The organism is Ensifer sp. 4252 (assembly GCF_050434565.1).
GTDB lineage: Bacteria > Pseudomonadota > Alphaproteobacteria > Rhizobiales > Rhizobiaceae > Ensifer.
Window position 1 is genome coordinate 14,631 of sequence record NZ_JBNDIU010000027.1, and the last position, 12,422, is coordinate 27,052.

General features: G+C 60.5%; 11 protein-coding genes. 10 read left to right on the forward strand and 1 reads right to left on the reverse strand.

The genetic code is table 11. The features are described 5' to 3' along the window. Positions 1 to 191 precede the first annotated feature (191 nt). The 6 genes from ABIE33_RS30980 (at position 192) to ABIE33_RS31005 (ending at position 6,970) form a co-directional block, all read left to right on the forward strand. Entirely contained in the window at positions 192 to 1,739 is a 1,548-nt protein-coding gene (locus tag ABIE33_RS30980) for an ABC transporter substrate-binding protein (protein ID WP_429132189.1), read from the forward strand. A 5-nt stretch (positions 1,740 to 1,744) separates the two neighbouring features. Beyond that, on the forward strand, positions 1,745 to 2,731 hold the full coding sequence (locus ABIE33_RS30985; protein ID WP_429132191.1) for an ABC transporter permease: 987 nt from the start codon (positions 1,745 to 1,747) through the stop codon (positions 2,729 to 2,731). Further along, on the forward strand, positions 2,728 to 3,567 hold the full coding sequence (locus tag ABIE33_RS30990; RefSeq protein WP_429132193.1) for an ABC transporter permease: 840 nt from the start codon (positions 2,728 to 2,730) through the stop codon (positions 3,565 to 3,567). The genes ABIE33_RS30985 and ABIE33_RS30990 overlap by 4 nt, the downstream gene beginning before the upstream one ends. Before the next feature lie 17 nt (positions 3,568 to 3,584). Further along, positions 3,585 to 4,550, forward strand: a complete 966-nt coding sequence (locus tag ABIE33_RS30995; protein WP_429132195.1) for an ABC transporter ATP-binding protein — start codon at positions 3,585 to 3,587, stop codon at positions 4,548 to 4,550. Then, positions 4,540 to 5,559 carry an ABC transporter ATP-binding protein gene (locus tag ABIE33_RS31000; protein ID WP_429132197.1) on the forward strand — a complete coding sequence of 340 codons (1,020 nt, stop codon included), beginning with the start codon at positions 4,540 to 4,542 and terminating at the stop codon, positions 5,557 to 5,559. Before ABIE33_RS30995 ends, ABIE33_RS31000 begins: the two co-directional genes overlap by 11 nt. A 172-nt stretch (positions 5,560 to 5,731) precedes the next feature. Continuing rightward, positions 5,732 to 6,970, forward strand: coding sequence for a M24 family metallopeptidase (locus tag ABIE33_RS31005; RefSeq protein ID WP_429132198.1), 1,239 nt, complete (start codon positions 5,732 to 5,734; stop codon positions 6,968 to 6,970). A gap of 340 nt (positions 6,971 to 7,310) precedes the next feature. Here ABIE33_RS31005 and ABIE33_RS31010 read toward each other — a convergent pair whose 3' ends face one another. Then, entirely contained in the window at positions 7,311 to 8,234 is a 924-nt protein-coding gene (locus tag ABIE33_RS31010) for an SMP-30/gluconolactonase/LRE family protein (protein WP_429132200.1), read from the reverse strand. 111 nt (positions 8,235 to 8,345) lie between these two features. Between ABIE33_RS31010 and ABIE33_RS31015 the strand changes: the two genes are divergently transcribed. The 4 genes from ABIE33_RS31015 to ABIE33_RS31030 all read left to right on the forward strand — a co-directional run bounded on the left by ABIE33_RS31015 (position 8,346) and on the right by ABIE33_RS31030 (position 12,420). Then, positions 8,346 to 9,068, forward strand: a complete 723-nt coding sequence (locus tag ABIE33_RS31015; protein ID WP_429132282.1) for a FadR/GntR family transcriptional regulator — start codon at positions 8,346 to 8,348, stop codon at positions 9,066 to 9,068. 11 nt (positions 9,069 to 9,079) lie between these two features. Further along, a complete protein-coding gene (locus tag ABIE33_RS31020; protein ID WP_429132202.1) occupies positions 9,080 to 10,282 on the forward strand; it encodes a mandelate racemase/muconate lactonizing enzyme family protein in 1,203 nt (400 codons plus the stop codon). A 40-nt stretch (positions 10,283 to 10,322) separates the two neighbouring features. Next, positions 10,323 to 11,303, forward strand: coding sequence for a sugar ABC transporter substrate-binding protein (locus tag ABIE33_RS31025; RefSeq protein WP_429132204.1), 981 nt, complete (start codon positions 10,323 to 10,325; stop codon positions 11,301 to 11,303). Positions 11,304 to 11,442: 139 nt separating this feature from the next. Further along, positions 11,443 to 12,420: an ABC transporter permease gene (locus tag ABIE33_RS31030; protein ID WP_429132206.1), complete on the forward strand. Its 978-nt coding sequence runs from the start codon at positions 11,443 to 11,445 to the stop codon at positions 12,418 to 12,420. The last annotated feature ends 2 nt before the right edge of the window (positions 12,421 to 12,422 follow it).

Consider the following 12,422-nt stretch of genomic DNA (forward strand, 5'->3'; position numbering starts at 1 on the left):
ATGCGAACTTCAAATTTGCATTCCGTCAGTTTCTGCGTGAGCTTTCTCGAAAATAAGGGAACGAGGGGCGGCAAGGGCCGCACCTGAACTATCGACAACCACGAATGAATGAAACCGCGAGGCGGCCATCCAGTCCTGATGACTCGGGACCGGCAGGGCAGGTGCGTGCTTTATCCTGAGGGAGGGATGCAATGGCGATCGAAGTTACCCGTCGGCAGATGATGGCCGGCTCTGCCGCACTAGCAGGCGTGATGTTCGGGGGGCGGCTTGCCTCGGCGCAGGTCCCAAGGACGGAGCTGGCCGTACGGGTGCGACGTGACCTCGAGGTACTCGATCCGGCTTTCCGGTCAGGACTCGATGACGCGAACGTGTTGCGCGCCGTGTTCCAGAACCTTGTCACCTTCAAGCCCAACACCTCCGAGATGGTGATGGACGCCGCCGAATCCTTCGAGGCGATCAGCGACACCGAGTTCAGGTTCAAATTGAGACCGGGCCAGATGTTCTCCGACGGCTATGGCGAGATGACTGCCGAGGACGTCAAATTCTCGTTCGAGCGGTTCCAGGTCGCCGCACCGAAGGGCAAGGAAAGCCCCTATGCTGCCGACTGGGCGAGCTTGAAAGCCGTGGAGGTCGATGACAAGTACACGGGCCGCATCCTGCTCGACGCACCTCGCGCCTCGCTGATGGTGATCGCCATCGCTGATGCCTCCGGCTGTATCGTCTGCAAGCGGGCCGTCGAGGAACGCGGCGTTGAGCACAACATCAGACCGGTCGGATCGAACGCCCTTATGGTGACCGGCTTCGAGAAGCAAAGACAGGTTACGCTGCAGCGCAACCCCGACTACGCCTCCGACGCGTCGGGCTTCGAGAAGGTCGCCGTGCGTTTTGTGCAGGATCCGAAGACCGTGGAGCTCGCGCTGCGCTCGGGAGAGCTGGACTTCTCCGAGATCGATCCCACGCTCGCCGATAGCGTGTCGCAAGCGGCAGGGCTGAAAGTGGACAAGCTTCCGGGAGTGGCGAATGTCTGGCTGGGCCTGAACACGCAGAAGCCGCCATTCGACAACGTCAAGGTTCGCGAGGCACTGAGGGCGGCGCTCGATGTCGACCAGATGCTCACGGCAGGCTATGACGGCAAGGTGGAGCGCGCCAACGCCCTGATCATGCCGCGTGTCCTTGGCCATTGGGCCGACGCGCCCGTGCACGCCCGTGATGTCGACAAGGCGAAGGCGCTCCTTGCCGAGGCAGGGCACCCGAATGGTTTTGCCGCGCGCATTACGGTGCTGAACCAGCCATCCTATACGAACATGGCCCTGGTGGCGCAGGCGCAACTTGCCGAGGTAGGCATCAACCTCGAAATCGATGCGCGCGACGGCGGGACGTTCTGGTCCGCCGGAAAGGGCGCCGACGGTGAGAAGCTGGACATGTTCATCGTCCGCTTCAACGGGAAGCTCGACCCCAACTTCCTGGCGCAATGGTTCAGGTCAGAGCAGGTGGGCATTTGGAACTGGCAGCGCTGGGCGTCGAAGGAATTCGATGAGATCCTCGACGCGGCGGCCCGTGAAATGGACGCCGACAAGCGGACCGCCATGATCGTGGAAGCGCAGAAACTGATGGAGGCGTCTGCTGCCTTCGTCTGGCTCACCTACGATGTCAACTTCGTCGCGAGGCGCGACTGGCTGAAACCGGCGCTAATGCCGAGCGGCATTGACTGGCAGCTTCACCGCTTCCAGCCGGAGTGACCCGAATGCCTGTCTTCCGCACCGCGGCGGCTCGCTATCTCGCGAGCCGGTTCGTCACAACCGTCTTCATCATACTGGGCGCGATGCTTTTGCTCTTTGCTCTTGGCGCGCTCGTGCCGGGCGACCCTGCGACCACCTTGCTCGGTCCTCAAGCAACGCCTGAATATGCAGCCCGGTTCATCGAGAAGATGGGCCTGGATCGTCCGCTCTACGAAAGATTCCTGATCTTCTTCGGTAACGTGCTTACGGGCGATCTCGGCGAAGACGTCATCACGGGACGGCAGGTGTCTGGTCTCGTGCTCGCGGTTCTGCCGTATACGCTGGTCCTGACACTGTCCTCCATCGGCTTCGCGGTCGCAGTCGGCATTCCGCTGGGGGTCTATTCCGCGCGGTATCCTGGAACGAAGATCGACGCGGTCGTGGCCTTCTCGTCCGTGGCGTTCATCGCGATCCCGGCCTTTGTGATCGCCGTGCTGCTCCTGGTCGCTTTCGCCGTCTGGCTGCCCTGGTTCCCGGTGCTGGGTGCAGGCGACACGTCAAACTTGATCGACCAGGCGCGTCGGCTCATCCTGCCTTCGGTCGCGCTCGGGATCGGCTGGGTCGGCATGATTGCGCGCCTGATCCGGTCCTCGCTGCTTGAGGTGCTCGGCTCGGACTACATTCGCACCGCCCGTGCGTACGGCCTGTCCGAAACCAGGATCGTCTACAAGTACGCATTGAAGAACGCCAGCATCCCCACCGTTGCGGTGTTGGGTCTCGGCATCGGGCGGCTTCTTGGCGGTGCGGTACTGGTCGAGATCATCTTCGCACGCCCCGGTCTCGGGCGGTTGGTGTTCGATGCGATCGCCACGCGCAACTTCCCCGTACTTCAGGGATCGGTCCTAGTCGTCGTGGTTCTGTTCACGCTCACGAACCTCCTCGTTGATCTGTCGTACTCGGCGCTCGACCCCCGAATTCGGCATGGCATGAAAGCCGCAGGTGCAGCAGCATGACAATCGAAGTCTTCCGCAAGATCACGAACCGCCCGTCAGGCGTCTACTCGCTCATCGTCGTCTGCGCGATATGCGGCGCCGCGTTGTTCGCGCCTCTCATCGAAACCCATCCGCCCAACCAGATCGACGTCCTTCACAGGTTCGGCGCGCCATCGCTGGACCATTGGCTGGGAACAGACCATCTCGGGCGGGACGTGTTCAGTCGTCTCGTGAACGGAGCGACGATCGCCATGTCGGTCGCGCTCACGTCGATTGCCATTGCTCTCACCGCAGGCACTGCGCTCGGAATCCTCGCCGTTGAGGCCCGAGCGACGTGGGAACGCCCGATCCTGGTGGTCTTCGACGTGATCTCGTCGTTTCCGAGCCTCGTCCTGGCGCTGGCGGTCATCGCCGTACTGGGGCCTGGTCTCTTCAATGTCGCCATGATCGTTGCCGTGACGCTCACGCCCCATTTCGGGCGGGTGGCCCGCGCCCAGGTGCTCGCAGTGCGAGAGCAATCGTACATCGAGGCCGAGCGAATCCTTGGCGCATCCCGCCTGCGCATCGCCGTCGTGCATATCCTGCCGAACATCATGGGACCGCTCGTGATCCTCGCGAGCATGGACATCCCTGTCGTGATCGGCATCGAAGCGGGTCTTTCCTTCATTGGCCTGGGCGTGCGGCCGCCGCTCGCGAGCTGGGGCACGCTCATCTACGACGGCTTCTCCTACATCAGCCAGTCCGCGATGCCCGTGACCGTCTCCAGTCTCGCGCTTGGCTTTGCGACACTCGGCTTCACGCTGTTCGGGGAAGCTCTGAGAGACGCAATTGATCCCAAGATGAGGTCGGTGGCATGAAGGCTCCAGCTACTCCGATGCTGACCATTCGCGACCTGCGGGTACGTGCCACCAGCTCGAAAGGGGCGGTGCACATGCTTCGAGGCGTCGATCTCGACATCGCGCGCGGCAGGATCGTGGGCGTGGTCGGTGAATCCGGATCCGGAAAGTCGACACTTGCCTCCGCAATAATCGGGCTGCTGCCGAGCAATGCGAGGCGGACTCAGGGCGAGATCCTCTTTGCGGGGCGAGATCTCATGTCGTTAGACGAGCGGGAGATGCGGGATCTGCGCGGGGATCGCATCGCGATGATCTTCCAGGATCCGATGACCGTGCTGAATCCGGTGTTCACCGTCGGGACCCAGCTCGTCGACGTGATCCGCCGCAAGTCGCCGGCAACACGCGGCGACGCGGCCCGCGCCGAAGCCGAGGCACTGCTGACGCGCGTCGGCATCCCGGATCCCGCAGGACGGCTCGATTGCTATCCTCACCAGCTTTCGGGCGGCATGCGCCAGCGCGTGATGATCGCGATGGCACTTGCGACCAACGCCGAGTTCATCCTGGCAGATGAGCCGACAACCGCGCTCGACGCGACGGTCGAGGTTCAGATCGTCACTCTGATCAGGGAGCTGCAGCGCGAGCTATCCGGCTCGGTGCTCTTCATTTCGCATCACTTGGGATTGCTCGCCGAGTTCTGCGACGACGTGGTTGTCATGTACGGAGGTATGGTCATGGAAACCGGACCCATGGACGAAGTGATTAGCGAACCGAGTCATCCTTACACCAAGGCGCTGCTTGCCTGCGAAATCGATGATGCGCCCCATGGCAAACCGCTACCAACGATCCCCGGCGCGCTGCCCAGCCCCCGGGAGGAACCCGAAGGCTGCCTCTTTGCGTCGCGTTGTCCTCGAGCGACCGAAGCCTGCTTCAGGATCAAGCCTGAAATGGCGGAAGCACGCCCGGGCGTGTCCGCCTGCTGCCTGAGGATTGGCGATGAGGAGTGAAGGGCGCAAGCAAGTTTCGGATGATGCGGACGCCGGCTTCGTCAGCCTTGAGAGCGTATCGGTCACCTTCGGCAATCTGGTTCGCGCCCTCGACGACGTGACCCTCAGAATTCGGCGCGGGTCGATCACAGGACTCGTGGGGGAATCCGGTTCCGGAAAGTCGACCCTATGCAGGGTACTGATCGGCCTGCAGCGTCCGACACGCGGAACCGCGCGTTTGTCGGGAGAAGACATCTCCGAGCTTCTGGCCAAGGCTCCGCTTGGCTACCGCCGTCGTGTGCAGATGTTGCTCCAGGACGCGGCCGCTTCCTTGTCTCCGCGGATGAAGGTGGCCAACCTTCTGGCAGAACCGTATCGAATCCATGGCCTGGGGATCAAGGAGAGCTGGCCGCGCATGTTGACGTTGTTACGGCGGCTTGGATTGAGCGAAGACCATCTGGAGAAGTACCCGCACCAGCTTTCAGGCGGCCAGGCGAGACGCGTGGCGATCGCTCGCGCCCTGATGCTGAAGCCGGACCTGATTATTGCAGACGAACCAACGGCGGGCCTGGACCTGTCGGTCCGCGGGGAACTCCTGAATCTGATGCTGGAACTGCGCGACGAGTTGGGACTCACCTACCTCATGGTCAGCCACGACCTGAACGTCATACGGAGCGTGACCGATCGTGTCGCTGTTCTGTATCTGGGTCAGATCATCGAAGAGGCTTCGACCGCCGACATTTTCGCGCGTCCACGCCACCCCTACACGATGGCGCTGTTATCGGCGACGCCGGTCATCGATCCTGCGCGGCGCAGGCAGCGCGTTGTTCTGTCGGGGGATATTCCAAGCCCGATAAATCCGCCGTCGGGTTGCAGGTTCCACACCCGCTGCCCGTTCGTGCAGCCACTCTGCCGCTCCGAGATGCCGCTTTTGCAGTCCGATGCGAGGGGAAGCTACAGGTGTCACTTTCCACTTTCGGGAAGTGCACCCAGTGCGGTCGAGGTCGCGAATGCCGCGCCTGTCGTCTGAGTTTCCGAGCGGCGCGATCTGCGGCCATGGCTGCGGCAGCGGCCACGCCCGGACCGTGCACGGTCATCGCACTGCTTTCGGATAGAGTGCCTGCCAGCGCATCAGCCGCACTGATCCAATCATCCCGGAGCGTTTCCGGCACCTTCCACCCCCGTTGCCGGGATGCTGAGGCATGCCCACGACAACCAAGAGGTTCATCATGGACGATCCTGAACGATCACGTTTTCCAGGAACGAAGGTCGATGCCCATAGAATGCATTTGGCGCGCCTGGAGAGGCTGCGCGCTGAATTGCGAAAGCTCGGATGTGCGGGCGGCCTCTTCTATGACCCGATCAACATCCGCTATGCGACCGGCACCTCGAACATGCAGGTCTATTCGCTTCACAATCCCTGCCGGTATGTTTTCGTCGCGACTGACGGACCCGTCGTGCTATTCGATTTCAAGGGCTGCGCGCATCTTTCTCGCGACTATCCCGCGGTGGACGAGGCACGGACGGCGATCCCTTGGTATCACTTTGTCACCGGGACGCGCGTCGATGAAAAAGTGCGGTTATGGGCAAGCGAGATCGCGGATCTCGTCCGCCTCCACGGACGGGGAGATCTCAGGCTTGCCGTCGACAGGCTCGATCCCCCGGGCCTGCGAGCCCTGGAGGAACTGGGCGTGCGCGTAGTCGACGGCCAGGCGCCAGCGAACTATGCGAAGGTAATCAAGACGGAGGACGAGATCGTCGCGATCAGGGAAGCAATCCATGTGTGTGAGGAAGGCATGCGCCGCATGGACATGGCCCGTGAACCCGGCATCACCGAAATGGCGCTTTGGGCGCATCTGCATGAAGCGAACATCGAACTGGGTGGAGAATGGATCGAAACCCGCCTTCTGAATTCTGGTCCACGGACGAATCCCTGGTACCAGGAGGCAAGCGCCCGTGTCATCCAGAACGGGGACATGATTGCCTTCGACTCCGATCTCATCGGCCCCCACGGGTATTCGGCAGACATCTCGCGTAGCTGGATCGCAGGCGATAGAAGACCGTCGGATGACCAGCGTCGCCTTTACGAGGCGGCGTATCGCCAGGTGCACGCGAACATCGAACTCTTTCGGCCCGGCATGACCTATCGCGAGATCGCGGAATATGCAGGCGTGCTGCCATCACGATACTTTGAGCGGCAGAACGCCTGCGTTGCCCACGGAATCGGCCTTTGCAACGAGTATCCGCTCGTCATGCACAAGCGAACTTTCGAGGGCGGCGGTCATGACGGTGTCGTCGAGGAGAACATGGTCTTCTGCGTCGAGAGCTTCGTGGGCGATCCCTATGGAGGAGAAGGCGTGAAGCTCGAAGAGCAGATCCTGGTCACGGCGCACGGACCCGTAAAACTTTCGAGCTATAAATACGAAGAGCAACTGCTCTAGTTTCCTGTGGCTTTGCGCCCTGCATTCGTTCCGCAGTAGGGCGTAATTTGTAGTCTCGGAAGCCGACCGGTATTTCGGGAGCGCTGATAGGCAAGCGCCGCCGAGGCGCGAGATCCGTCTGCGCCGTTGGAAATCTCGCCCGGCTGATCGGACGGTCAGCTCGCTGGACATCGCCCACCGCACGCCCCAGGGTCGCACACCACTTCTGGCCGCGTGCCCCAGCTCCGCAGGAGGAAAGCAGGCACTTGCTGATCCGATGTTCCCAATCGGTCTTACTGCCAATGTCGACACCCTCTGGACGCGTTGTGAACCTGATTTGCTTGCGGCGCCGATGCCGCTTTCAGCAATCCTGTGTGTGCTTGGCCATTGAATCGACAAAGCGGTTGGCAGGCAGCCCGGAAACGCCCGGCTCAACTGCGAAGACAGCGCCCTCATTTGGGTTGGCCGCCAGATGTTCAACGCTCATCGTGAAGCGTGCCGATGTGACAAAGAGGGTTTCAAACCCACTGCCGCCGAATGTGCAACTTGTCGGCCAGGAACAGGGCAGCTCGACGACGCGATCGATCCTGCCATCCGGAGCAAATCGAACGACGCAACCGCCACCCGCAACGCGACAATTCCAGATGAAACCTTCGGCGTCCACGCAGGATCCATCTGGCCGGCCTCTTTCAAACCCCGACAGAATGGTTTGCCGATTGCCTAGCCACCCGTGCCCCCTATCGAGCGTGTAGCTGTAGATAGCGTTTTCTTCCGTGTCCGCGGTGATGAGGCGGCCGTCGCCGGTCCAAATGAGCGTGTTTGTGATGCCAAAGCGGTCATCACATACGGGACGCAATTCTCCGTCCGCATATCGATAGAGCCTTCCTGTTTTGGCCGACATCGCCAGCGGGGTGCCGTCGGCGGTGATGTTGTCTTGCATCGTGCCTACCCAGAAGCTCCCGTCAGGCGCGAGGACGCCCTCATTCAGCCGGTTGCCCGGCAGTTCCGGCTCGACCTCTGCCGCCAACCGAAGTGGTCCGCCAAAGTCCCATAGCGCGATCGACTTTTTCGACCCGACGACCGCGCCGCCGTCGGCTCGAAGTCCAATCGACGTGATCAGATCGGGGAAGTGCCATGTTTCATGCTTGTTAGACGCCGGGCAGAGCCGATGGATCGCTTTCCCCACGATGTCGACCCAACACAGCTTGTGATGTCGATCATCCCATACTGCACTCTCGCCGACGATGTTTTCTGCCGCGAGAACCACGTCAAAGTCGATGTTCATGCGCCCTCCTTGTTGTCTCTAAATTGGTTCTTGACACATAGCTTACCTATAAATTATGACTCAGTTCAATTCAACCTGTCGGACAGGTTTTATAAAACCGGGAGACGAAAAATGATAGTGGCGCCTCTCGACGAAGAGCAACTTGCAGCCGGAAACCTCGTCGGCACAGCCATCGGCGCCATCACCCAGCACATCCGGACAAACGAGCTTGGCCCCGGCGATCGGCTTCCGAGCGAGGCCACGCTGTCGAAGGAACTGAGCGTCTCACGATCGGTAGTTCGTGAAGCTTTCCGATCACTCGCCACCATGCGGCTGATTGATCTGAATGTCGGAAAGCGGGCGACCGTGGCTCAACTCGATCATGGCGCGATGTCCCTGATGATCGAGCACGGCGTGCACACGGCACAGATCAACATCAGTCAGGTTTATGACGTTCGCCGGACGATCGAAATGCGAACGGCGACGCTGGCGGCGCTGAGGCGAACAGATGCGGAAGCGCGCATCATTCTCGACCACGCGCAGGCGATGGAGAAGAATTTTGCCGATGCGGACAAGGTCATGGAAAGCGACCTTGCCTTTCACCTGGAGATTGCACGCGCCTCCAAGAACCCGATCTTCTCCATCATTGTTGGCGCCTTCCAAGGTGTCTCGCGGCAGACCTGGCCGATCGGGTGGCGCAGCCGCGCTTCAGACGCGGATAGGCACGCCATGAATCGCATCCATATTGAGTTAGCCGAGGCGATCCGTGCCGGCGATCCGCACACCGCCAGCCAGCTTATGGCTCGCCATTTTGATGAGAGCGTAAGAGCCCTGATCGCAGCCGGGATTGCTTGAAGGATAGCCCGATGAAAATAACGAAACTTGAAACGCTCCGCGTCGCGGAGCGACCGAACCTGCTTTGGCTGCTCGTACACACGGACGAGGGACTGACCGGACTCGGAGAAACGTTCTTCGGCGCCGAGACGGTCGAGGCCTACATCCACGAGTATGTCGCGCCGCGCGTTATCGGCCGAAACCCGCTCCAGATCGATCTTCTTGCGACTGACCTGGTGGGTTACCTCGGGTTTCGCTCGTCCGGTGCGGAGGTACGCGGCAATTCGGCCTTTGACATTGCACTCTGGGATATATTCGGAAAGGCGACGGGCCAGCCGATCGCGCAACTGCTCGGGGGCTTCAGCCGTAATGAAATCCGGACCTACAATACCTGCGCTGGGACGGAATACATCAAGAAGGCGACCGGCCAGACAACGGCGAACTACGACCTATCCTCTGCGTCCAGCCGCAACTACGACGACCTGAACGGTTTCCTCCATCGCGCCGACGAACTTGCCTTATCTCTCCTGGAGGAGGGCATTACGGCGATGAAGATTTGGCCGTTCGACGTCGCGGCGGAGAAGACGCGCGGCCAATATATTTCGGTTCCTGATCTTAAATCGGCGTTGGTACCGTTTGAGAAGATCCGCTCCGCGGTCGGCGATCGAATGGACATAATGGTCGAGTTCCATTCGATGTGGCAGCTTCTGCCAGCAATGCAGATCGCCCGGGCGCTCGAGCCGTACCAGACATTCTGGCACGAAGATCCCATCAAGATGGACAGCCTCTCGAGCCTCAAGCGTTATGCGGCGGTCTCGCCTGCGCCGATTTCAGCGTCGGAAACTTTGGGTTCGAGATGGGCCTTCCGTGACCTCTTGGAGACTGACGCTGCAGGCGTGGTCATGCTGGACATAAGCTGGTGTGGCGGACTGTCGGAGGCGCGGAAGATCGCCGCGATGGCGGAGGCATGGCATCTCCCGGTTGCGCCGCACGATTGCACTGGTCCGGTTGTACTTTGCGCTTCGACGCACCTGTCACTCAACGCCCCCAATGCGTTGGTTCAGGAGAGCGTTCGAGCCTTCTACAAAACCTGGTACCGCGACCTGGTGACGGCGCTTCCAGAAGTTCGAAACGGAATGATCACGGTCCCACCCGGTGCAGGTCTCGGGATGGAACTCAACCCAGACCTCGAAAAGGCATTCACGGTGTCACGCCGCGTCTCAAGCGCGGACTGAAGAATTTCGATAACAATCTGCAGCTTAAGGAGGAGTAAGCATGCGAACGGTTTTGATTGGAAGTGCATTAGGGTTGGCGCTTCTCGGCTCGAGCGCGCTTGGCGCATCGGCCGAGCCGTTGAAGATCGTCTTTACACATCACTCGTCGGCTTCGAATACGTTCTGGCAAGCGGTGAAGAAGGGGTTCGACGACGCCTGTGAGAAGATCGCGGCAAGCTGCCAGATGGTGTTTACACAGACTGAAGGGTCTGTGGAACAACAGCTCTCCAACATGGAAGCTGCGTTGGCGAGCAAGCCCGACGCAGTTCTGACCTCCATCGTAGATGACAAGGCGTTTGACGACGTCATCGCGCGGGCCACCAAGAATGGCGTGGAGGTTATTGGCGTCAACGTCGATGACAGCGAGGGAGCGAAAGGAAACGCGCGCGCCGCTTTCGTCGGACAGGGCTTCCGAAAAGCCGGGTACTCGCTCGGGAAGGCGATGTCAGAGAATTTTCCACAAGAAGGACCGATCAAGGTACTCGTCGGGATCTCGGCGCCGGGGCAGAATTGGTCTGAAGCACGCGGGCAGGGCGTGATGGACTTCCTCGAGGAGTTTAAAGCTGCAAATCCTGGCCGTGACATCTCTTGGGAACGGATCGACAGTGGAACCGACCTTGCCGTCACGTCAGATCGTGTTGGCGCCTATCTCAACGCGCATCCCGACACGACAGCTTACTTTGACACCGGCTTCTGGCATGCTGCCGTAGCGCGCGTGCTCAAGGACCGAGGGATCGCACCAGGCAAGGTGCTCCTGGGTGGTTTCGATCTTGTGCCCGAGGTCGTCCAGCAAATGCAGACTGGCTATGTACAGGTGCAGGTTGATCAGCAGCCGTACATGCAGGGCTTCATGCCTGTGATGCAGGTGTATCTCGCCCGCAATTTTGGCCTCGCGCCCGCTGACGTCGATACGGGACAGGGCATCGTTCGCCCCGCCGATGCTGACGGCATCATGGACCTGTCAGCAAAGGGCTTGAGGTAGGCCTCTCTGCAACGCTCCAGCGATTCGAGAGTGACCAATTGATCAAGCATGGGCCTTGCGCGGCAGAAGTGGCGCGTAAGGCCACGACTTTGGCTGGAGGCCGGCGAACGCGCAGCCCCGCCGCACGGGAGTGCATGCAATGAAAAGAATGCTGAAAATTTATATGGAGAAGCCGGAACTGGCGGCGCTTCTCCTCCTCTTTCTCCTGATCGGTCTCTTTCAGATAAGGTCGGGAGGCGTCTTCTTGAGCTTTGATAATCTGCGAGGCTTCTTTGGGATCCTGCCGGAAATGGCGCTGGTAGCGATCGGCGTTACTGTTTTGATGATTTGTGGAGAATTCGATCTTTCGGTGGGAGCGGTGTTCGCCCTGATGCCGATGACGATGGCAGTCCTGATGACCATGGAGATCGCGTTCCCGCTGGCCTTTATTGCGGGCCTGTTCGTTTGCGTCGCAATAGGATTCCTGAACGGCTTTCTGACGATCCGGTTCGCCATTCCGAGTTTCATCACTACGCTCGGCATGATGTTTGTGGCGAGGTCCCTCACCGTGGTGATCTCCGGCGGCTTTCCGCCACTGCTGCCGGCTGATCTTCCCACATGGCTCTTCACCAGTTTCGTGGGGTCAGGGCAACTTCTTCGCATGTCGTTCATCTGGTTCGTCGTCATTGCTGTCCTTGTGTCGCTGCTTTTGAACCGGACGAACTTGGGAAACTGGATACGAGCAACTGGCGGGTTCCTGCCGGCCGCAGATGCGCTCGGGATCCCGACGGCGCGCGTAAAGATTGCCTGCTTCATTTTGTGTTCGGTGCTTAGCGGTTTTGCCGGGCTTATTCAGGTGCTGCGCCTTGGCTCGCCGCTGCCTTCGATTGGCGAGGGCATGGAGCTCCAGGCCGTCGCCGCAGCCGTCATTGGCGGAACCGCCTTGAACGGCGGAGTGGGAGCAGTACTCGGGGGCATCATCGGCGTTGTGCTCATCCGTGTCATCGACAACGGTTTGATCCTCAGCCAAGTCGACGCCAACTGGTTCAAGTTCGCGATCGGATCACTGACTATCTTTGCGGTCGTCGCCAATTCATGGCTGCGCAAGCGGGCTAAAGCGATCAAGGTGGAGATCTGAGC

Coding starts and splice junctions, on each gene's coding strand:
- ABIE33_RS30980 (WP_429132189.1), top strand. CDS start 192: ATGGCGATCGAAGTTACCCGTCGGCAGATGATGGCCGGCTCTGCCGCA.
- ABIE33_RS30985 (WP_429132191.1), top strand. CDS start 1,745: ATGCCTGTCTTCCGCACCGCGGCGGCTCGCTATCTCGCGAGCCGGTTC.
- ABIE33_RS30990 (WP_429132193.1), top strand. CDS start 2,728: ATGACAATCGAAGTCTTCCGCAAGATCACGAACCGCCCGTCAGGCGTC.
- ABIE33_RS30995 (WP_429132195.1), top strand. CDS start 3,585: ATGCTGACCATTCGCGACCTGCGGGTACGTGCCACCAGCTCGAAAGGG.
- ABIE33_RS31000 (WP_429132197.1), top strand. CDS start 4,540: ATGAGGAGTGAAGGGCGCAAGCAAGTTTCGGATGATGCGGACGCCGGC.
- ABIE33_RS31005 (WP_429132198.1), top strand. CDS start 5,732: ATGCCCACGACAACCAAGAGGTTCATCATGGACGATCCTGAACGATCA.
- ABIE33_RS31010 (WP_429132200.1), bottom strand. CDS start 8,234: ATGAACATCGACTTTGACGTGGTTCTCGCGGCAGAAAACATCGTCGGC.
- ABIE33_RS31015 (WP_429132282.1), top strand. CDS start 8,346: ATGATAGTGGCGCCTCTCGACGAAGAGCAACTTGCAGCCGGAAACCTC.
- ABIE33_RS31020 (WP_429132202.1), top strand. CDS start 9,080: ATGAAAATAACGAAACTTGAAACGCTCCGCGTCGCGGAGCGACCGAAC.
- ABIE33_RS31025 (WP_429132204.1), top strand. CDS start 10,323: ATGCGAACGGTTTTGATTGGAAGTGCATTAGGGTTGGCGCTTCTCGGC.
- ABIE33_RS31030 (WP_429132206.1), top strand. CDS start 11,443: ATGAAAAGAATGCTGAAAATTTATATGGAGAAGCCGGAACTGGCGGCG.